General features: G+C 51.5%; 15 protein-coding genes and 1 pseudogene. 12 read left to right on the forward strand and 4 right to left on the reverse strand.

The features are described 5' to 3' along the window. Position 1 precedes the first annotated feature (1 nt). Complete coding sequence (locus E5161_RS15550) at positions 2–2,068, reverse strand: GxGYxYP domain-containing protein (RefSeq protein ID WP_136778737.1); 2,067 nt, start codon at positions 2,066–2,068, stop codon at positions 2–4. Positions 2,069–2,395: 327 nt separating this feature from the next. Here E5161_RS15550 and E5161_RS15555 point away from each other — a divergent pair, with 327 nt between their 5' ends. The 10 genes and pseudogenes from E5161_RS15555 to E5161_RS15600 all read left to right on the forward strand — a co-directional run bounded on the left by E5161_RS15555 (position 2,396) and on the right by E5161_RS15600 (position 15,530). Then, positions 2,396–3,541 (forward strand): GntR family transcriptional regulator, encoded by a 1,146-nt coding sequence (locus E5161_RS15555; protein ID WP_136778738.1) that lies wholly within the window; start codon positions 2,396–2,398, stop codon positions 3,539–3,541. Between the two features lie 147 nt (positions 3,542–3,688). Further along, positions 3,689–4,645, forward strand: coding sequence for a carbohydrate ABC transporter permease (locus tag E5161_RS15560; protein ID WP_136778739.1), 957 nt, complete (start codon positions 3,689–3,691; stop codon positions 4,643–4,645). Next, positions 4,646–5,572, forward strand: a complete 927-nt coding sequence (locus tag E5161_RS15565; protein WP_246042308.1) for a carbohydrate ABC transporter permease — start codon at positions 4,646–4,648, stop codon at positions 5,570–5,572. A gap of 51 nt (positions 5,573–5,623) precedes the next feature. After that, on the forward strand, positions 5,624–7,102 hold the full coding sequence (locus tag E5161_RS15570; protein WP_136778740.1) for an extracellular solute-binding protein: 1,479 nt from the start codon (positions 5,624–5,626) through the stop codon (positions 7,100–7,102). 79 nt (positions 7,103–7,181) lie between these two features. After that, the gene (locus E5161_RS15575) at positions 7,182–10,211 is read left to right on the forward strand and encodes an alpha-mannosidase (protein WP_136778741.1); all 3,030 of its coding nucleotides are present in this window, start codon (positions 7,182–7,184) and stop codon (positions 10,209–10,211) included. A gap of 5 nt (positions 10,212–10,216) precedes the next feature. Continuing rightward, on the forward strand, positions 10,217–12,412 hold the full coding sequence (locus E5161_RS15580; protein WP_136778742.1) for a hypothetical protein: 2,196 nt from the start codon (positions 10,217–10,219) through the stop codon (positions 12,410–12,412). Continuing rightward, positions 12,409–14,412: a glutaminase family protein gene (locus tag E5161_RS15585; RefSeq protein ID WP_136778743.1), complete on the forward strand. Its 2,004-nt coding sequence runs from the start codon at positions 12,409–12,411 to the stop codon at positions 14,410–14,412. Before E5161_RS15580 ends, E5161_RS15585 begins: the two co-directional genes overlap by 4 nt. A 130-nt stretch (positions 14,413–14,542) precedes the next feature. Continuing rightward, positions 14,543–14,689 (forward strand): asparaginase, encoded by a 147-nt coding sequence (locus tag E5161_RS15590; RefSeq protein ID WP_136778744.1) that lies wholly within the window; start codon positions 14,543–14,545, stop codon positions 14,687–14,689. Then, positions 14,653–14,970 (forward strand): annotated as a pseudogene (locus tag E5161_RS15595) (asparaginase); the annotation flags it as partial. The gene E5161_RS15590 and the pseudogene E5161_RS15595, both read left to right, overlap by 37 nt. Before the next feature lie 20 nt (positions 14,971–14,990). Next, positions 14,991–15,530 (forward strand): DUF1697 domain-containing protein, encoded by a 540-nt coding sequence (locus E5161_RS15600; protein WP_136778746.1) that lies wholly within the window; start codon positions 14,991–14,993, stop codon positions 15,528–15,530. 13 nt (positions 15,531–15,543) lie between these two features. Here E5161_RS15600 and E5161_RS15605 read toward each other — a convergent pair whose 3' ends face one another. Further along, positions 15,544–15,870 carry an AzlD domain-containing protein gene (locus E5161_RS15605; protein WP_136778747.1) on the reverse strand — a complete coding sequence of 109 codons (327 nt, stop codon included), beginning with the start codon at positions 15,868–15,870 and terminating at the stop codon, positions 15,544–15,546. Next, positions 15,861–16,553: an AzlC family ABC transporter permease gene (locus E5161_RS15610; RefSeq protein ID WP_136778748.1), complete on the reverse strand. Its 693-nt coding sequence runs from the start codon at positions 16,551–16,553 to the stop codon at positions 15,861–15,863. Before E5161_RS15610 ends, E5161_RS15605 begins: the two co-directional genes overlap by 10 nt. 146 nt (positions 16,554–16,699) lie before the next feature. Here E5161_RS15610 and E5161_RS15615 point away from each other — a divergent pair, with 146 nt between their 5' ends. Both E5161_RS15615 and E5161_RS15620 read left to right on the forward strand, forming a co-directional pair. Beyond that, positions 16,700–18,271: an EAL domain-containing protein gene (locus E5161_RS15615; protein WP_136778749.1), complete on the forward strand. Its 1,572-nt coding sequence runs from the start codon at positions 16,700–16,702 to the stop codon at positions 18,269–18,271. After that, a complete protein-coding gene (locus tag E5161_RS15620; protein WP_136778750.1) occupies positions 18,258–19,790 on the forward strand; it encodes a sensor domain-containing diguanylate cyclase in 1,533 nt (510 codons plus the stop codon). The genes E5161_RS15615 and E5161_RS15620 overlap by 14 nt, the downstream gene beginning before the upstream one ends. A 48-nt stretch (positions 19,791–19,838) precedes the next feature. On the opposite strand, the gene trhO is transcribed toward E5161_RS15620, so the two are convergent. Next, positions 19,839–20,732, reverse strand: coding sequence for an oxygen-dependent tRNA uridine(34) hydroxylase TrhO (gene trhO, locus E5161_RS15625; RefSeq protein ID WP_136778751.1), 894 nt, complete (start codon positions 20,730–20,732; stop codon positions 19,839–19,841). Positions 20,733–20,874 lie beyond the last annotated feature (142 nt).

Consider the following 20,874-nt stretch of genomic DNA (forward strand, 5'->3'; position numbering starts at 1 on the left):
ATTAATCGTCTTCGGACTGCTGCTTCGCCAATCCATTGGCTTCGCGGAGGAGCGAGAAGTATTGATCTGCTCTCACGACGGAATATTCCGGTCCGAGTGACTCGGTAATGGCGAGGGCATCCGTAGGCGTCATGCTCCAAGCCAGCAATCCGAGAGAGACGAACAACGGAGATTGTCCATCCCACTTCGCTTTGGCTGCCGACAGGACGTTTTTGGCATCCTGCACGGTGCTGACGCCTTGAATGGTCGATACGGGGAGGTTACCGTTCATCACCTCGGTGCCGTAGCGGTCTTCCCAGCTCAGGAACAGTCCCGGAGCTTTGTATCCGTCCCGGTAGGCAGCGGCAATGTCGCTGCTCAGCGGTACGTTTTGCCCGTTGATCCGGTTGAGTACATAAGGAATAGTCATGCCGGTCTTATGGAGATAGGAATAGGTCCTCTTCAGGTAGTCGGCGAATGAAGATTTCGGCCAGACCGCGGGATAAAAGTAGCCGGCTCCGGAAGGACCGGCGATCAGCTGGTCATTGTCCGTGGCGGTCGACCGGTAGTAATTGAGCATAGCTGGGGCCGCATCATACAAAAGCGGGTTAGAGGTCCAGTTAATCGGGACTTTGCCGCGGTTCGGGTCATTCCAGAGGTTGCGCATCCGGTGCTGGTTGTATTGCAGGTTGTCGCCTTCGCTGAACGTATACGTAACATATATTTTGTTCTCCAGCTTAGGCGTTTTCACTTTTTTCGGAGCAGGTGAAGGTGCTGTCTTTCCGGAGAAAACGGTCAGGTTGCTGAACCAGTCGGCCGCCAGCACATACACGCCGTGGCTCGAAGTGATTTCAACTCCGCTGAATTCACCCTCCACGTCATTGCTGAACCAACCCAAATAGGGCGTGCCGGGTTGTACATCCGACAAAATTTTCTCAAACAAGGCTTTCTGTTCCGGAACGTTGGCGTCCAACCAGAATACCATCGCTTTGTTGGCGACCGCATAATCGCGCAGGAAACCGTACGGTTCTCTGCCCTCGGACGACGGAGGCTGTTCGTTGCCCGCGGAAACCTTGTACTGGTTCCACATGTCGACGGACGCGGTCAACTGCTTGGTGCCGGCGGGGGACGTGAATTTGTAGACAAAATATCTTCCGTTGTCTGCGAACCGGTGACCGCCGTTTCCGGAGGAAAGCTGCGAGTTTTGGCGGTCATAAAGGAACGGTTCTTCTTCCGGCGTGCCTGGAATGAACCGCGCGATCACGTTACCGTCCGCCTTCACAGTGACTTCATGTACGGCAGGTCCCCAGCCGTCTTGCGGGAACGCGTCATCAAAGCGCAGATAGATGGCTTCTTTCCCGAGAAACTCGGATAAGTCGAATTCATACGTTTTACGGTTGGCGGCGTTCCGCTCCTGGGTGGTCTCTTGCGCAATCGTGCGGAAGGAGGGAGGAAGCCCCGGAGGCACTTTGACGGACGTGTCGGGACTTAATCCGATCAGCATACGATGGGTTGTCTGGTTCCACAGGTTCTCATACTGCCATGTATAGGCGTCCATTCGATTTTTGAATTTTCCGCGCAAATCGTCGAGCACCTTGAAGTTGTAGGGGGCAGAAGAGAGTTTGGCTGCCAGCTCCGGGCTGGCGACAACAGCGTCCTTAAGACCGGCCATTGTGGTGGCGACGTTGATGGAGTCCGGGACTTTCGGGTCGTAAACGATAACGCCCTTGATTTCGTTTTGGAACTGTTTAACGACATCCCAGTTATCGTCAACGACTTGGTAAGGGACGTGCAGGTCATTGAGCCATGTAAATTTACCTTCCTCCTCACTTTCAAGCAAATAGATCCGGGGCTCTTCCCGGTTCACGATACCCTGCAGCGTAGCGAGCAGCAGCTTCATGTCTCCTGGTGCGTCATAGACGTCCGTCACGGTGAGGTGTTTGACTTTCGCAAAGCTTGGAAGCGCCTGTTTCTCAGGCCAAACAACGGAGGATGGTTGCCGGCCGGAAGCCTGTTCGGCTGAGACGGGCAGTGATAAGGACAAGGCGAACAGCAAAGCGAGACTAACGGTTGTCAGCTTTCGAATCATAATGAGCACCTCATTTGCCGATGGAATGGTGAGTGATCGTTCTGCCAGCTCGTTGCACCTCCCCCGTGGCTATGTAGGATGAACCCATGAACGACCTGACTCAATTCATATTAAATATATTACATATGTATTATTCAATGGATTCGACAAAACTTTTCAAATAAAAACATTCTTCAAAGTACAGGATAGGTCGAATGGAATGCGAATGAAGTAACTCCTATATTCCTTCACTCCTATTGTGCTCTGCGGACATAGTTATTGCACATCTCGATAAAAGGATATATTATATATTACAAATTGAGACAGAAGTTTGGTGATGAAAGAGAAATGAATACGACGGACCGTATTCCGCTTTATCAGAAAATTCAAGACTATATCCGCGATCAGATCGAATCGGAAGGACTGAAGGCCGGCGACCGGATCCCGACGGAGAAAGAGTTGATGGAGAAATTCAACGTCAGCAAAATTACGGTGGTCAATGCGTTGTCCGGATTGGCCAACGAAAAAATAATCAGCCGCGTCCCCGGCCGAGGGAGCTTCGTCAATGATGCTGCTGCCGAATCCATGTCTTCCGGCGGCGGCGCACAACAGCCCGAACGGCAGGAGGGCGGTCTGCAAACGCGCATCATTGGCCTCGTGATGCCGAGCATCGTGGATTACTTCGCCATCCGGCTCATCGACGGCATACAGTCCGCGTTGAGAAAAAATGGCTATCGAAGCATGATTCTGCTTTCCGAGGGCGACTTGGATAAAGAGAAAGAAGCCATTACGACGTTGAAAGAGATTGGCGCGGAAGGACTTCTTATTTTTCCGGTGGACGAAGAACAGTACAATGAGGAAATCTTGAGCATGAAGTTTGCAGGCTTCCCATTCCTCTTGATTGATCGTTATTTGCCGGGCGTCGAAACGAATTACATTGCCGCCGACGGGCGGAAAGGTACCGGACTCGCGGTCGATCACCTTTGGGAGCTCGGTCACCGTGAAATTGCGATCTGTTCGGACTCGCCGCTTCAAACCGTAACGATCCAGGAGCGGATCGAAGGATACATGAACGCCTTGAAAAACAAGGGAGCGCTGATTAACCCTGCGCACATCATCACCGGTTTCCGGGTGGAGAGTTTAAAAGATGCTGCGAAACATCCTTTGTACCGGTACATCCGCAACCGGATGGCGACCGCATACATTACGCTGAACGGAAGGCTCGGCGTGCAGATTTATCAGATGGCCCGCCAAGCCGGCTTATCCGTGCCGGATGATTTGTCCATCGTCAGCTTTGACGATCCCACTTCGATTGTCGAAGAGTTCAGCACATTCACGCATATCAAGCAGTTCGAATCCGACATGGGATATCAAGCTGCCTCGAAATTGATTGAATTCATACGCGGCGAAGACAACCGGGACGGCAAATACACCAAAACCTTGATCGATCCGGAGCTGGTCGTCCGGCAAACGACCGGTCCGGTTCCACACTGACCATCTGAACAAAAAAAGCTGACCGCAAGAACCTTCTCTTCCGTGAGAAGGTTCTTTTTTTGATTTTGTAATATTAAAGATATTGAATATGTATAATGGTTATAATATATTATGGGTGTATCTACAAACAGATTGAGGTGCTGAGATATGGCTCAAACCGCCTTGCGAGTCCGAGAAGCTTCGGTCAAGCGTGCAAAGACAAGGAATAAAGATGCTTGGATCGCAGCCGCTATACTTACGCCGATGTTTTTGTTTTGGCTGATCGCTTCGGGGTTTCCAACCCTATTCGGTTTCTTGCTCGGTTTTTTTAACTGGATCGGCTTGAATGATACACCCAACTTTGTTTGGTTCGATAATTTTGTAAGCTTTTTCAAAAATCCGGTTTATACGGCTGCATTGTGGCGGTCGATCTGGCTGGGCGGTTTGGTCACATCGGTTACGGTCATTGCAGGCTTCGGCGCAGCACTGCTCATGAATATGCCGTTATTCGCCAAAGGGTTTTATCGGACAATTTGGTATATTCCGGCGGTGACTTCCACGGTAGCGACAACGCAGGTGTTCAACACCTTATTGGATACCAATAACGGCGTAATCAATAATGTGCTGAAATCCATGGGGAAAGAACCGATAGTGTGGCAGTATTCGGTGAATTGGGGCATTTTTTGGATTGTCGTTTATTCCGTTTGGAAAGGAGTGGGAGGAACGGCGCTTATTTTGCTCGCCGGTTTGCAATCGGTCGATCCAACTTTGTATGAAGCGTCGGAAATCGACGGTGCAGACCGGTGGGGGAAGCTGCGTTATGTGACTTTGCCGGGACTCAAGCCATTCGCAACTTACATTGTGATCACCAGCCTCATAAGCGCATTGCAGATTTATGAACAGGTGCTTTTTATTACGGACGGAGGCCCTTACGGACAGACGGAAGTGCTCGTCTTTCGAATTTATCGCGACGGTTTCTGGGATTTCAACCTCGGAATGGCGGGGGCGTCATCCTTGATCATGGCGATCGTCGTCATTGCGGTAGCCGTGCTTTATTTTAATCGGTCGTCGAAAGCGGAGCGGCAGACGACCATTCCGGTAAAACCGCTGAAGAGGGGGCAATAAATGATGCCGGCTGAGTTGCGCGCAAAAATTATGAATCAGTTCAAACCCATTCATCTGCTCGGCCATATTCTACTTTTCGGCATCGGTCTTGTGCTGCTCTATCCGCTAATATTTATGGTGCTCGCCGGTTTTTTCAATAAAACCGAATTTATGTCGACGGTTTTGGGGGTGTTCCCGATCCCCAAAGAGCCGACATTGGACAACTTCAAAATGTTGATATTCGGTACCACGGATTCCGCGACGGCGGTATATTTGCGAAACTCGGTTATCCGGGCGGTTTACAACACGTTTGGGGCGCTCCTCACTTCGTTTTTGGCCGGTTACGTGTTCGCCCGACTGAAATTCAAAGGGAAAGACCAGATTTTCCTCATTATGCTTGCAACGCAAATGATACCGACAACATTGGCTATCATTCCGACATACCTGGAGTATGCCAGATTTCCTTTCGCTGGAGGGAATCACGTATTTACAGGAGGCAGTGGCATTTTGGATACTTGGTGGGTTTATTTTATCGGCGGTCCCGCGATTAACATCATGGGCACCTTTTTGGTCAAACAATCGTTGGAAAAAGTGCCCGTCGAAATCGACGAGTCGGCCAAAATAGACGGCGCCGGAACCTTTCGATTGATCTTTCAAATCTTGTTTCCGCTCCAGCTTCCGATTATGGCCTATATAGCCATCACAACCGCTCTCGCAGCCTGGAACGACTTCATTACGCCATTTTTCTATACTCACAGCGATTATCTGCAGACTCTTCCGTCAGCGATCACTAGAATTTCATCCATTGGCGTCAGTCCTGGCGCGGTCATCGACTATCCAATGATTATCACATTGAGTCTGGGCATCACAATTCCGGCGCTCATCATCTTTTTCTTCTTGCAAAAATACATCGTGCAAGGTTTGGCTAACACAGGCATCAAAGGGTAACCCCATCCAAGATAAAGGCTCTGCATTTCAAATTGATTTGGAGGGAAAAGAATGTTGCTGAAAAAAATGTCTGTCGTCATTCTCGCTTTCATCTTGACAATCGGAATTGCCGCCTGCTCGACGAAAAGCAACAGTGCAAGCGAATCGACCGGGAACGAATCGCCTTCATCCGAAGCGCCATCGTCCGGAGGGGCATCCCAACCGCCGTCGTCCGATGCGGCCGGAGGAGCCGCCACCATCACCGTATTGAACGAAGGATCCGTTGGCATCGGCGTTGGCATCATCTCGGATCTGCTCGGTGCGAAAAAGAAAAGCCTGCTGGCAGACGCCACGCTGAAACCGAAAGTCACCGAGGAAGATTTTACTTACACCAAAGGCAAAACCATGAATGCCAACGTATTCGGCTATCATTTCCAATCCATCATCAACGAGAAGTTGAAAAGCAAAAACATCACATTGAAAACGGAAGACTGGGGATGGGGCGAACCTCTGATTCAAAAACAGACGGCGGGATTCCTCGCAAAAAACATGCCGGATGTCATTATCGGAGAGACCCAGATGCCCGGATTTGCGCAGCAAGGACTGCTTGAGCCGTTCCCGGACGATATGGCGCAGGAAATTCGCGATAACGTCGCGCCGGCAGCTTGGAAGCCGATGGAATATGACGGGAAAATTTATGGCTTCGCCGCTCAACCGGGCGTGAACAGCTTGTTCTGGAACAAGAAATTGGTGAAAGACGCCGGTCTGGATCCGGATAAGGCTCCGGCAAACTGGGATGAGTTACTCGCGAACATTCAAAAGGTTACCGAAGCCGGCAAAGGAAAGTTTTACGGCGGCGGTGTGTATGCAGGCCCGAACGCCGGCGGATTTTTGCGGTACGGCACCCTGCTGATCATCAATAACGGCGGCTTCGCGGACGCACAGGGACAGCCGACCTTCAACAGCGATGCCAACGTAGAAACGGTGACGTTCCTGAAGAAGCTGAATCCCAATCATCCTCCAGGAGTCATGGTGAATACGAACGAAGGCGTTTATTTTGACGCTTTCAAAAAAGGGCAAATCGCCTACTTGATCGACGGTCCTTGGCGCGCAGCCGAAAGCGCGGCGCTCGGTATCGAATACGGCATGGCTCAGATTCCTCTGTCTTCAGACGGACAACCGGGCAATATTACGATCGGAGCGGCTTTCAACTCGGTGCCGAAGGATGCCAAAAACAAACAAGCGGCCTTCGAATACATCAAGACGCTGTACAGTGAAGAAATTCAAAACCTCATTGCGGATACGGGCGTTCGTTCACCGGTTCTGAAGTCGGTAGCGGAATCCGAAGATTATAAGACCAAGCATCCGGAAATGTACCAGCATTACCTGGCGATGGCTGGCAACGTACAAGGGCTTCCGACGTTCGCCAAAGAAAGCTCGAAAGTATGGCAAATCTTCGGCGACGCCGTGGCCAAGGCGATTATGACAAACGGCGATATCAAAGGCATATTGGATGACGCTCAAAAAAGAGCGGAGGCCATAACGAAGTAACCTCGCAGAGAAGACGAAAAAAGAGGACTGCCGCGCGTCAGTCCTCTTTATTTCGTTGCCATGAAGGAGCGGATCAGCCATGCCATACGAGAGAAATGAGATCATTCTGAACAAGGCGAAACTTATATTTTCCGATTTGCAAAGGCACATATATAAACCAGTATCCTCCCTGACTGTAACGGCGTGGGTCACCTCAGAGCCGGTTCCATTCGAGGAAAGAACGCAAGGCCGGAAAGTGCAACTGAAACCGGGAGAACAATGGGGAAAACTGTGGGACTGCGCCTGGTTTCATTTTGAAGGGATCGTGCCTGATTCCCTGGCCGGCAGCCATGTTGTGCTGTTAATCGACGTTAACGGAGAATTATGCTTGGTAGATCGCGAGGGCACTCCTCGGCAAGGACTCACCAATGTCAACTCGGAATTCGATTATCGTCTTGGTCTGCCCGGCAAGAGGGTGGTGGACATTATTCCTTCGGCTAGAGGCGGTGAAGTGATCGATTTGTGGGCGGACGGAGGCTGCAACGATTTGTTCGGCAGTTATAGAAGCGGGACGTTGAAGGAAGCCGATATCGCCGTATGTGAGGATGAGGTCCGGGAGCTATACTACGATTTCGAAGTGTTGATCGAGTTAGCCGAACATTTGCCGGACTCAAGCGCGAGGAGGGCACGAATTCTCCAATGTCTTTACGAGGCTTCGAACGAATTGGCCGAGATCGATGCCGGTCGTGTGCGTCGCGCAAAGAACAAGGTTTCCGAAGAACTGGCCCAACGCGGCGGAGATCCTGCTCTCACGATCAGCGCCATCGGGCACGCGCATATCGACCTCGCCTGGCTGTGGCCGATACGGGAAACGATACGCAAAGGGGCGCGGACATTCTCTACGGTGCTGCGCAATATGGAGAAATACCCGGATTATGTGTTTGGCGCCAGCCAGCCGCAGCTTTATCAATGGATAAAAGACCATCACCCGAAGCTCTATGACCAGGTGAAAGAACGTGTTATGGAAGGGAGATGGGAAGCTCAAGGCGCGATGTGGGTCGAGCCGGACACCAATATTTCCGGCGGCGAAGCGCTTGTGCGTCAAATTCTGTATGGCAAACGATTCTTCCAAAAGGAATTCGGCAAGGAAATGAAAGTGCTTTGGATGCCGGACGTATTCGGATACACCGGCAGTCTTCCTCAGCTGCTGCGAAAGTCCGGTGTGGACTATATGATGACGCAGAAATTGTCTTGGAATGTGTATAACGCGCATCCGCATCACAGCTTCCTATGGGAAGGAATTGACGGAAGCCGGGTGCTTACGCACCTTCCTCCTGAAGAGACCTATAACAGTCCGGCCGCACCCAGGTCGCTGGTCAAAATAGAAAGCAATTATGCGGACAAGGGCGTGTCCGAGAACGCCCTGATGCTGTTCGGGATTGGCGACGGGGGAGGGGGTCCGGGAGAAGAGCATTTGGAACGGCTGGCACGTGAGAAAAATTTGTCGGGTATTCCGCCGGTCGTTCAGGAGCCGTCCATCTCCTTCTTCAGGCGATTAGAGCGAGAGGCTTCGCGCTTTCAAACGTACAAAGGAGAATTATACCTGGAAAAGCATCAAGGAACGCTGACCACCCAGGCGCGAAACAAACGATATAACCGAAAGTTGGAGAAAAGTCTGCGTGAGCTGGAGTTCGCAGCATCGCTCTTATGGATGCTCTGCGGCGAATCCTATCCTGCCGCCAGGCTCGAAGAAATATGGAAAGAAGTGCTTCTCTACCAATTTCATGATATTTTGCCCGGTTCCTCGATCGGCAGAGTATACGATGAGTCGCTGATCCGGTATGAGACGCTGTTGACGCAAGTGCGTTCCATGCTGGAAGAGACGTACTGTTCCGTAGCCGGGCTGACCGGATGGGCGCACGAGCCGGTGCTGTTCAATTCACTGCCGTGGGATCGGCGGGAGTGGGTCGAATGGAATGGGGAATGGTATGACGTCCTTATTCCTGCGATGGGCTACCGAACGCTTCGGGAGGCCGCGCAGGAACCTATTATCGACGGGTTAAGGGCGGACGATCGCGCTTTGGAGAACAATCGGCTGTCTATCCGTTTCGATGAAGACGGCAGCATTTTGTCGGTGTACGACAAGACGATCGGACGGGAGGCGATTCAGCCGGGCTGCAAGGCAAACGTGTTTACGGTCTATCATGATAACGGGGATGCTTGGGATTTTCCGCGGGATTATCGAGATATGGCGGCCGGGACGATGAATCTGGAAAGAACAACAGCTTATATTAACGGGCCTAAAGCGATCGTCGAGCAGGAGTACCGGTACGGGGAATCGACACTTGAACAAAAAATCACGCTGACAATGGACGGATCAACAGTTGAATTTCAAACGAAAGCGGACTGGCGGGAATCCGGAAAAATGCTTCGGGTGTCTTTCCCGACAACCGTGTCGAGCGATCTAGTGAATTGCGAAATTCAGTTTGGCTATTTGAAACGGCCAACCACCCGCAATACGATGATCGAATTTGCGAAAGACGAAATTTGCGCCCATCAATATATCGATCTATCCCGACCCGACTTTGGTGTCGCGCTGATCAACGACTGCAAATATGGTCACACCGCGCAAATGAACGTGCTGGATCTGAATTTGCTCCGGAGCCCGTCGTATCCGGATCCGAACGCGGATCGTGCTATACACGAGTTCACTTATGCTCTCTATCCGCACGCGGGAGATTTTATAGATGCCGGTGTTTATCGCAAAGGCTACGAATCCAACATCCCCCTGACCATCGTGGAAGCGCGGCGTGCGGACGTAGAGCAGCGATCGCCGGTTCAACTGGTACAAATCGAGCATCCGTACGTGATGGTGGAATCGGTGAAGAAGGCGGAAGACAGCGATCATTTGATCTTTCGTTTGTTTGAAACGGCGGGAACCGAGGCGAACGCGACGGTGTACTTCGGTATGCCATGTCAATTAATAGAAGAGACAGATCTGATGGAAAACCCGATCGGGAAATTGAAGGAAAACGACTCCAGAGTGGAATTGCCATTCACCCCATTTGAGATCAAGACTCTGCGTGTTCAATTTAGAGCGACCGCGGACAATGTGGAGAAGGGAGAGTGAAGGCGTTGAACAGAGGAGCACGTGAGGAAGAACGCACAGGGTTTCAGGAAGGGAGCGGTTACGGGCCAAAGTATGATTTACAGACGGATTTTGTGATGGTCTACGGTATAAATGAAAGTATGCCCGAACGGATACGGCAATGGAAAGAATATGGCTACCGCGTGCACTTGATGACCGGGGTTTCGTGGGGAGGCTATCAGGATTATTTGAACGGCAAATTTGACGGCCGCTCCCACTGGGACGAAGCGCAAAAGTACAAGAGCGGGGAGTACATCATTCATGGCACGTCGGTAGATATCCCCTATATGGTGCCTACGGTCGCTTACTCCCAGTTTTTAATCGATCGGATTCGCCCTGCCGTGGATGCCGGTGTCGACGCCATTCATCTGGAGGAACCGGAATTTTGGGTAGAAGGAGGGTACTCGGAAGCCTTCAAACGGGAGTGGCAAAACCATTACAACGAGCCGTGGATCGCGCCGCATGAGTCGGAGGATGCTCAGTACCGCGCTTCGAAATTGAAGGCTTATTTGTACACCCGATGCCTGGATCGCCTTTGCTCGGCGCTCAAGGAATATTCGATGGTGCGGTACAATCGGCCGATCCGGTTTTTCGTGCCGACTCACAGTCTCATTAATTATACCCAGTGGCGGATCGTCAGTCCGGAATCGAAACTTCTCGATGTGCCGTCCATTAACGGATATATTGCACAGATTTGGACCGGCACGTCCCGTACCGCGAATGTCTACGAGGGCAAGAGGGCGGAAAGAACATTCGAAACCGCCTATTTGGAGTATGGCATGATGCAGGAGCTCGTACGGGGAACCGGCCGCCGAATGTGGTTTTTGCACGATCCGATCGAGGACGACCCGAAGCGGACATGGAAAGACTATCAGGAAAATTACTTTAAAACGTTGACGGCATCGTTGCTGCATCCGGAAGTTTCCCATTACGAAGTCGCCCCATGGCCGAAGCGCGTATTTGAGGGGCTGTATCCCCGCGAAGACAGAAACGGCAAGGAAGGCATTCCGGCGGATTATGCGACTGTGCTGTTAACCGTAATGCATACGCTTGGCAACATGGATCAGCCGGACGTGAAAGTTTTCGGCAACGAAACCAAGGTGGGCGTCCTGCTGGCCGATTCTGCGATGTATCAACGCATGCGTCCGGGCGTAGATACCGCCGGCTTCATGCTGAAATACGACGGCACGAACGAAGTGGAATTGACGGACGAGTACGCGTTGGAATTGCTGAATTTCTCATCCTTTTACGGATTGACGCTGCCTTTGATCAAGCATGGCCTGCCGGTAAGACCGGTTCAACTCGATAATGTAAGACGTTTTCCCGGTTATTTGGAGGACTATCGGCTGCTGATTTTGAGTTACGAATTCATGAAGCCGGAATTCCCGGATCTTCACAACGCATTGGCTCAGTGGGTGAGAGACGGCGGAGCCTTAATTTATGTCGGGGATGACAGCGATCCGTATCACAAGGTGAAAGAGTGGTGGAACCAAGGAAAGCGAGTCTATCCTTCACCCAGAGAGCATTTGTTCGAATGTCTGGGGTTGGCTGTAAACTCGCAGGAAGGCCTGACACCTGTCGGCAAGGGGTGGGTCAACTTCCTGCGCGTTCGGCCGGATCGATTGGCGGAAAGCGCCGAGTCGGCTGAACGGCTCCGGGCGGCGGTTCGGGAAACGATGGCAGCTTTGAATGTCGGCGAAATGCGCTGGAATCCCACGAATCATTTCATGATGAAGAGAGGTCCTTATGTCATCGCATCGGTCATGAATGAGTCCGTTCACGAGCGGCCGCTCGAACTGGAGGGCTGTTTCGTCGATTTACTGCGTCCTCGTCTCCCTATCGTTCGTCAAGTTGCGGTACAACCCGGAAACCAGGTTTTGCTGTATGACCTGGAATATACAGAAGAAGCGGGCAGCGGCATCGTTGCAGCTTCCTCTAGAATCGAAAATTTTATCGAAGATTCTAGCAGCATCGAGTTCCTAGCCAAAGGGCCGATACAGTTGAATGCGGTCGCCAGAATCCGTTGCTCGGCGCTGCCGGCCCGTATCATCATGCATGCCGACGGTATCGAAATTCCGCTTTCTATCGATTGGGATGAGCAGACTCGAACGCTGCTTCTTCAATATGAACATCGTTCCGGCGGCATCCGGATTACGATTATCAAAGGAGGAACACGACAATGAAAACCAACCTTCGCCCGCCTGCTGTGCCTTTAGTTACCATCGATCCTTATTTCAGCGTTTGGTCGATGGCGGACCGACTGACTGACGATTTTACAAGGCATTGGACCGGCAAACGAAACGCCATGACGGGCCTGATCCTGATCGATGGAGTCCCCCGGAGATTTGCCGGCTTGGTTGAACCGAACGCTGAAAACTACTACAGTGAGCCGAAAGCCATGACACAAAAGGATTTTCGGCTAACGGCGCTTTCCAGCACTTATGATTATGAGGAACTGGGGATCGGCTTGAAGGTGAGTTTCACAAGCCCGCTGCTCTTGGATGATCTGGATCTCTTATCCAGACCCGCATCCTATGTCGGGCTCTCTGTACGCTCGATTGACGGCAAACCCCACCGTGTGCAAATTTACTTTGATGTCACAGCGGAATGGTGCGTAAATTCCAGCGATCAGAAGGTGGTTTGGCGGCAGGATCAGGAAGAGGGGCTTGTCGTTCTGCAAGTGGGTCATGAAGAGCAGGCTTACTTAAACCGTTCGGGTGACGATGTCAGAATCGATTGGGGCCGGTTTTATTTTGCGGTGAACAAATCCGACGGCCTGCGAACCTACATAGATTCAGCTTCCATTCGTAAACAATTTGTGAATAGAGGAGAGATGATTTCAGCCCATCGGCTGGAGATGCCTCAAGCTGTTCGCGAAAATAATCTGGTCATGGCGTGTACCTGGGATTGCGGCGATGTGACGGCTGAAGAAAAGTCAAATGTTATCGTACTGGCTTACGATGATGTCTACTCAATCGAATATTTCGGCGATAAATTGCAGGCTTATTGGAAAAGAAACGGTATGACGGTATCCGGCCTCCTATCGGCGGCATTCGCCGAATATCCTGAAATCTTGGCGCGCTGTGCCGCATTCGATCGGCAACTGTGGGAAGATGGCGTCCAGGCCGGCGGAGTGAAATATGCCGAATTGTTGATGCTGGCCTATCGGCAGGCGATTGCCGCGCACAAGCTGGTGGCTGATCGGGATGGGAAGCTTTTGTTTTTATCCAAAGAGTGTTTCAGTAACGGTTGTATCGCAACGGTCGATGTGAGCTACCCTTCCATTCCCTTGTTTTTACTCTATCAACCCGAATTGGTGCGAGCGATGATGAGGCCCATCATGAAATATGCTGCAAGCGAAGCTTGGCCGTTCGAGTTTGCTCCGCATGATGTCGGACAATATCCGCTGGCCAACGGGCAGGTTTATTCGGACAACGCAAGGGAAGGGCAAATGCCGGTTGAGGAATGCGGTAATATGCTGATCATGGCAGCTGCAGTTTGTTCAGCGGATCGGCAAACGGACTTTACCGAAGAGGATTGGGAGCTCTTGACTCAGTGGGCGGACTATTTGATCGAGCACGGTCTCGATCCCGAAAATCAATTATGTACCGATGATTTTGCCGGCCACTTAGCTCGTAATGCCAACTTGTCCGTGAAGGCCATCATGGGTGTTGCCAGCTATTCTCTCCTGAATGGCATGCGGGGTCATTCCGATGAAGCGGAACGGTATAGGATAGCGGCTAAGAATATGGCGGCTGAGTGGGGGAAATTGGCGAATGATCAGGATCACTACAAGCTGGCCTTTGGTCAGGAAGGTACTTGGAGCCTCAAGTATAACTTGATATGGGATACTCTATTTGGCACCGACATCTTCGATCGAAAGATCGTAAATAAGGAAATCGCCTGGTATATTACGCGGCAGAATCCATATGGCGTCCCGTTGGATAGCAGAGAAGCCTACACGAAAGCCGATTGGTTGATTTGGGCCGCTTCTCTGGCGACAGAGCAACAAGATTTTATGAAATTGATGGAACCGTTGTGGAAGTTTTTGAATGAAACTCCGGATCGCGTTCCCTTTACGGATTGGTATGATACGAAGACGGCCAGACAAATGAATTTTCAACACCGCAGCGTCGTAGGTGGTATTTATATCAAGCTTCTGAAAGAAAAGTGGATTCACTAACCCCCAGCAGCATTTTTAGCATCCCTTGCTCAGCAAGGGATTTTTTGCTTACATGAGAGGAAGACCGATGGTGCCGACCGAAATAAACAGTTGCTGAAAGTTTACACATTACGCTTAAAGGAGCTGTCTCATGAATCGGGTCGCCAACGTGTACCGCGGAGGTGTGGTGGAAAGCTCTCACCTTGGCCACATTGCGGTCGTTGATGCAAGCGGTTATCTATTATATGAATATGGTGATGCCTGGTCGGCGGCAAGAGCCGTTACTGCACGGATCTGATGCGGGCTTTCTGCGGGCGAATTTTCGGCAAGGCAGGCGCGGAGTCCGTGTACTGTTTAGGCGACAGGGAGACCGGATTCGGGATCGCCGTCAAAATCGAAGACGGAGGAGCACGCGCGATCTACGCGGTGGTCAACGAAGTGCTGCGTCAGCTAGGGATCGGGGCGGGGGGAGCGCTGGATGCTTTGTCCGAGTATACGAACCCTCCGATACACAACATGGCGGGCAAAGTTGCGGGAGAAATCCGAGCGGAGTTTAAGCTGAGGAAAGCTAAAGGTTAACCGAGGAGGAGGCCATACAAATGGCGATGTGCGTCGCGTTGTTAAGAGGCATTAATGTGAGCGGGAAGAACATGATCAAAATGGCGGAATTGAAGCAGCTGTTCGAATCGATGGGATTCGGCGGGGTGCAGACTTATATTAACAGCGGGAATGTGATATTCGAGTCTGCGTCCGATGAAGCTTCGATGCAGCGGGAAATTGAAGCGGGAATCGAGTCCAAATTCGGGCTGACCATTCCGGTCATCTTAAGAACTTCGGAAGAACTGGAACGCATCATGGAAGAGTGCCCGTACAAGTCGGAAGTTGCGCCGGACGGCAAAAACGTGAATGTCGGCCTGCTCCGGCAAGCACCGCCTCCGGAAGCGATTGACCGGCTTGCACCGTATAAGGGGCCGGACGATTATCAAGTGATCGGCCGCGAAATTCATCTGCTCTTTCGCCAAGGCCAAGCGGACTCCAAGCTGGGGAACAATTTGCAAAAGCTCGGCGTTCCGGTGACCGTACGCAACTGGAACACAATGAATAAGCTTTGCGCTTTAGCTAAGGACATGCAGGGTTAACCTGCAGACGCCGTCATGCGGCCATCCACCGCAGGACGAGCGTGCACATGACGCCGAAAATCACGGTCCACAGCAAACTTTTGGTTTTCGCGGCTACGAAGAAAGTCAGGATTCCGGCCAGCAGGTCCATATGATCCGCAAGTCGGTAACTGTCTTTCACCTGCAGCAGCTCCTGCCCGACCAAGGCAGCCATAACGGCGATCGGAATATGGCTCAGCCATCTAAGCGCCCAATCCGGCAAGGAGAACCGGCTGAGGACCATCAGCGGCAGCACCCTCGGAAGCAGCGTCACGAGGGAGCAGCACACAATCAGGATGAAAATGCTCCGGCTTACCTCCATTTTTCCACCACCAATCCCAAAGTCGCTGCCGTGATCGTCGCCGCGATGATACTTACGCTTTTGCCGAAGAGGGCTTCGCAGCCTACCCCGACGATGATGGCACAGAGCGCGACTAATATATCCGACTTATATTTCTTCCGGCTGATCATCTGAAGAACGAGAAGACCGATGAACATGGCCGGCAGCGCAAAATCCAGTCCGAACCGCTCGGGATCGGAGATCCATTGCCCCAAACAAGCACCGGCCACATTGGCCGCGATCCAATTCAAATAGGCTGCCAGATTCAAGCCGTGCATCCAGCTCGGATGAATGGCGCCTTCCTTGGCCCCTTGCGCCGAAGAGACGCCGAAGGTTTCATCGGTCAGCAGCGATCCGATCAGCAAGTTTTTGAAGGGCGTCAATTTCTGAAAATAGGGCGACAGCGCCGCGCTTAGAAGTAAGTGCCGCAAATTCACAAAAAATAGGGTCGCCACTATACCCGCCGCAGAATGGTTGGAGGCGATCATTCCGGCAAAGATGAATTGGGCCGATCCGGCGTACACCAAAATGCTGAGCAGCGCGATTTCCGCCACGCTTAATCCGGCGCTTTTGGCGATGATGCCGGAAGCGAAACCGATGCTCAAATATCCCAGCAAAGTAGGAATGCAATCTCTTACACCACGGAAAAATTGTACTTTGTTCAACGTTCACGTACTCCTTGCAGCCGACCGAAGATTATGCTGATTATACCTCACGGATTCGTGTCGTTCTACCGATAAAAAAGAATAGAAATTCGTCTTTTCCATTGTTGTCGAATTTTGTTGAAATATATCGATGCAGGTGATACCTAATGATTCGACGTTCGATGACCGCCATGCAGAAGGAACTAAGCCGAGCGTTGAATCGCGGCCAATTGTCACTTTGCTATCAGCCCAAAGTGGATCTCCGCTGTGGAGTCGTAACGGGTAACGAGGCATTGCTCCGGTGGAACCATCCGAAATGGGGCACTGTGTCTCCGAATGAATTTATTCCGGTTGCCGAACAAGTCGGCTTGGAAGTCCCGATCGGCGAATGGGTGCTCCAAACCGCTTGTTTGCAAAATAAGAGATGGCAGGATCAGGGACATCCGCCGATGTCGGTATCCGTCAATCTTTCGGCGCGTCAATTTGCCCAGCCCGATTTGTTCGAGAAGATCGAAGCGGTTTTGCAGGAGACCGGCCTTGACCCTCGGTACCTGGATTTGGAGATCACCGAAAGCATGATGATGGATGTTGACCGTTCGATCGATACGCTGCAGAAGCTCAAAACAATCGGCGTGTCGATCAGCATGGACGATTTCGGCAAAGGCTACAGCTCGCTTGCGTATTTGAAAAGATTCCCGATCGATACTTTGAAGATCGACAGATCTTTCGTACAAGAATGCATGAGTGACATTCAGGATGCCACCATCGTCAAGACCATCATCTCAATGGCGCGCAATTTGAATCTCCATGTCATTGCCGAGGGGGTCGAGCACCCGGGACATCTCATGTTCCTGCAGCAGAACTTGTGCGATCAGGCGCAGGGATATTTGTTCAGCCGGCCGCTTCCGGCCGAAGAGTTGGAATGCAGATTCCCGGAGATTCCACAAGTTCTCGCGCGTAATGGAATCGAGCCGCAGTTTGCGGATCATATTTGGATGGAAGAGAAGCTTCGCATGGTCAGACGGGATTATGAATATACGATTCGGCAACAGCAGGGCATGACGCTCAGAATAACCAAAAAAGACGGCCGATTCATCCATACGTTATGCGACGGAGAATTGTTGTACCGGTTGGGACTCGTCCCTCAGCAGGTCATTGGCAAAGAGATGCACGAATTTCTGCCTGCCGCCGACGCGGCACGGATGATGGATTACTTGCAAAGGGCATGGCAGGGAGAAGAAGTGATTGATGAAGGCCAGCTAAACGGGATTTGGTATATGGCCTTTTTGCGCCCGATTCGACGAGGCGGTACCGTTGCCGAGATCATCGTGTCCTGTGTCGATATTACCGAACGAGTCCGTTCGGAGGTGGAACGGATTGCGGCCCAGGGGCAATTGTATTCCTTACTGGACTGCCTGGGGGAAGCGGTATGCATTACGGATTGGAAGCATGCCGTGCTGAGGGTGAATTCGGCTTTCGAGCATCGGTTCGGCTGGACGTTCCGAGAGCTGGCCGGCCGAACGGCACCGTTGGAGCCGGAGCTGTTCGAAGGGATCTGCAAGGATATCGTGAAGGAATATCACACTTCGCTGCGGCTCAAAAACGGGAAACAAGCGGAGATTCGGGTGACCATATCGCCGGTCCGGGATAAGAAAGGAAATACCATCGCGTATACGAACGTCATCCGTGAACAGCACGGTCAGGGAAGTGGAGAGAACAACAAACATGCAGTCAAGTAAAGGGATTACGCTTCGAACTGCTTTAAGCCTGCTCGTCATTTTTTCGGTTTTATTGACGGGACTGGTAGGCGGTTATACGAGTATGAAAGCAATCCGGAATTCATTGGCTGCCAGTTATTTGGAGAGCAACTCCCAATATGCGAAAAAACTCGCCATGGATACGAACGATATGTTGGGGATCATGCAAAAAAGCTTGGGAGATATCGCCAAAGCGGCGGCAAACCCCCATTTCGGCGAAACGGAATTCAATCTTCAATACACCCGAACCCAGCAGTATTTCAACTCGATCCTCTATGTGGATTCCAATCGGGTGGTGCGGCAGACGAGTCTGCAAAATCAGGTGACCAAAGGCACCCAATTGACTTCTGCAGCGTCCCGACTGGCGAACGAGTCCAAGGTTCCGCTGATTTCCGAGCCTTACATCGGGACGACTGGAAGGTTAATTCTTCTGATCACGAGCCCGGTTTTTCGTAAGGACGGAACGTATGCCGGTTTCGTCGGGGGAACGATCTATCTGCAGGAAGATAATGCGTTAAGCAGATTGCTAGGCCATCACTTTTACGGGAACGGCTCTTACATGTACGTCGTGGATGCGACCGGACATTTAATTTTCCATCCGGACAAAAATCGGATAAACGAAGCGGTGAAGAATAATCCCGTCATTGAAAATGTACTGCGGGGTCAGAGCGGCGCACAGGAAGTCGTTAACTCCAAGGGAGACCCTTTCTTTGCGGGGTATGCCTTCGTGCCGAAAAGCGGCTGGGGAGTTGTGTCGCAAACGCCCATTACCGTGATAGAAGGGCCGCAAAAGCGGCTGATCAACCGAATGCTGCTGGAATCGCTGCCGATGCTCGGGCTGATCTTGCTGTTCGTGTGGCTAGTCGCGCACTACATGGCAAAGCCGCTTTATCAGCTGGCCAAGTATTCGGAAGAAGCGGCCTCAGGCCGTTCGGAAACTGCGGCTTCTCCCCCTGTGGTGAAATCCAGGATTTATGAAGTCAACCAATTGAACCAGAGAATCCTTCAGCATTTAAATCAATTAAACCATGAAATTCAAATGGACGGCTTAACCCGGCTGGCGAATCGAAAAGCGTTCGACCTCACGATCCACGAATGGGTGAATGCCAAAGTTCCTTTTTCACTCCTATTGTTGGATATCGATCATTTTAAAGATGTAAACGACACTTTTGGCCATTTGACCGGCGACCATGTACTGCAGTTTCTCGCTTCCATCATGCCCACGGTCTCCAGGGAGCACGATTTATGTTTCCGTTTCGGCGGGGAGGAATTCGGCATTTTGGTGAAAAAGGCGGATGCGATAACGGCCGCGGAGATTGCGGAACGTTTAAGAGCAAAGCTTGCAGAGTCAATCTCCCCTACCGGTGCTGCGGTGACCGTATCGATCGGCATTTCCTCCTATGACGGCGGAGATCTCTTTCCCGACGAACTCATCGAAACGGCGGATGCCGCCTTATACCGTTCCAAAGCGGAAGGCAGGAACAAAGTAAATGTCGGTTGACAACGAAAAAAACGCCATCTCACCTTAGCGGTTGAGATGGCGTTTGGATTATCCGATGGACACCGCGTGATCGTTCTCCGCACATTCCGAGGAGCAATAGCCTTGGAATTCGGTTTCGCAGTCGCTGCATACGAGATGCTGCAGGTGGCAGGTATCGTCCGCACAATTGATATAGCGGTCGGTCGGCTCGCCGCAATGATGGCATTTGCCCACCAGGACATGCTCATCCGTTTGGTTGATCCGCACGGACACACGCTCGTCGAAAACATAACAGTTCCCGTCGAACAGCCGCCCCTTCACTTCCGGGTCTTTGCCGTAAGTGACGATTCCGCCGTCCAGCTGAGCCACGTCTTCAAAGCCTTCATTGCGCATAACCGCGGTGAGCATTTCGCAACGGATTCCTCCGGTGCAATAGGTCAATATTTTCTTGTCCTTATGGTCCGTAAGGTTATCCCGAATCCATTGCGGAAATTCACGGAAGGAATCGACTTCCGGCCGAATGGCGTTGCGGAAGTGGCCCAGGTCGTATTCGTAACCGCTGCGTCCGTCCAGCACAATCACGTCATCCCGCTGCAGCAGGTCGTGGAACTCCTTGGGCTTAAGCCGTGCTCCACCGTCGGTGTTCGGATTCAGCGGCTTGTCGTAACGCAGCGTGACCAGTTCTTTTTTGTAACGTACGAATATTTTCTTGAAGGCATGTTCTTCGCTATCGTCGATTTTGAACACGACATCGGAGAACAGGGGATTGCGCCGCAAATCCGTCACGTAACGTTCTGTTTGTTCCACCGTGCCGGACAACGTACCATTGATGCCTTCGTTCGCGATCAAAATTCGTCCTTTGACTCCGAGATCCTTGCAATATTGGAGATGCTCCGCCGCGAAGGCTTCGGCATCGGGAATGGCGACATATTTATAAAAAAGTAAAATACGATACAAGGTCATTATGATGGGCCACCTTTCTATCGGGAAATGGAACGTCCTATTATACCACAGAACGGCAACTTAGTAAATGTAGAGCTTTATTAAGTCACATCGGACGCACCGGAAACATATGTATTTTGGGAGTTGAAAAAAGGAGGCGATC

The organism is Cohnella pontilimi, from assembly GCF_005049045.1.
Taxonomy (GTDB): domain Bacteria; phylum Bacillota; class Bacilli; order Paenibacillales; family Paenibacillaceae; genus Cohnella; species Cohnella pontilimi.

Excerpts from the sequence above, each read along its gene's own strand:
- E5161_RS15550 (WP_136778737.1), bottom strand. The coding sequence starts at position 2,068 with ATGATTCGAAAGCTGACAACCGTTAGTCTCGCTTTGCTGTTCGCCTTG.
- E5161_RS15555 (WP_136778738.1), top strand. The coding sequence starts at position 2,396 with ATGAATACGACGGACCGTATTCCGCTTTATCAGAAAATTCAAGACTAT.
- E5161_RS15560 (WP_136778739.1), top strand. The coding sequence starts at position 3,689 with ATGGCTCAAACCGCCTTGCGAGTCCGAGAAGCTTCGGTCAAGCGTGCA.
- E5161_RS15565 (WP_246042308.1), top strand. The coding sequence starts at position 4,646 with ATGATGCCGGCTGAGTTGCGCGCAAAAATTATGAATCAGTTCAAACCC.
- E5161_RS15570 (WP_136778740.1), top strand. The coding sequence starts at position 5,624 with ATGTTGCTGAAAAAAATGTCTGTCGTCATTCTCGCTTTCATCTTGACA.
- E5161_RS15575 (WP_136778741.1), top strand. The coding sequence starts at position 7,182 with ATGCCATACGAGAGAAATGAGATCATTCTGAACAAGGCGAAACTTATA.
- E5161_RS15585 (WP_136778743.1), top strand. The coding sequence starts at position 12,409 with ATGAAAACCAACCTTCGCCCGCCTGCTGTGCCTTTAGTTACCATCGAT.
- E5161_RS15590 (WP_136778744.1), top strand. The coding sequence starts at position 14,543 with ATGAATCGGGTCGCCAACGTGTACCGCGGAGGTGTGGTGGAAAGCTCT.
- E5161_RS15600 (WP_136778746.1), top strand. The coding sequence starts at position 14,991 with ATGGCGATGTGCGTCGCGTTGTTAAGAGGCATTAATGTGAGCGGGAAG.
- E5161_RS15605 (WP_136778747.1), bottom strand. The coding sequence starts at position 15,870 with ATGGAGGTAAGCCGGAGCATTTTCATCCTGATTGTGTGCTGCTCCCTC.
- E5161_RS15615 (WP_136778749.1), top strand. The coding sequence starts at position 16,700 with ATGATTCGACGTTCGATGACCGCCATGCAGAAGGAACTAAGCCGAGCG.
- E5161_RS15620 (WP_136778750.1), top strand. The coding sequence starts at position 18,258 with ATGCAGTCAAGTAAAGGGATTACGCTTCGAACTGCTTTAAGCCTGCTC.
- trhO (WP_136778751.1), bottom strand. The coding sequence starts at position 20,732 with ATGACCTTGTATCGTATTTTACTTTTTTATAAATATGTCGCCATTCCC.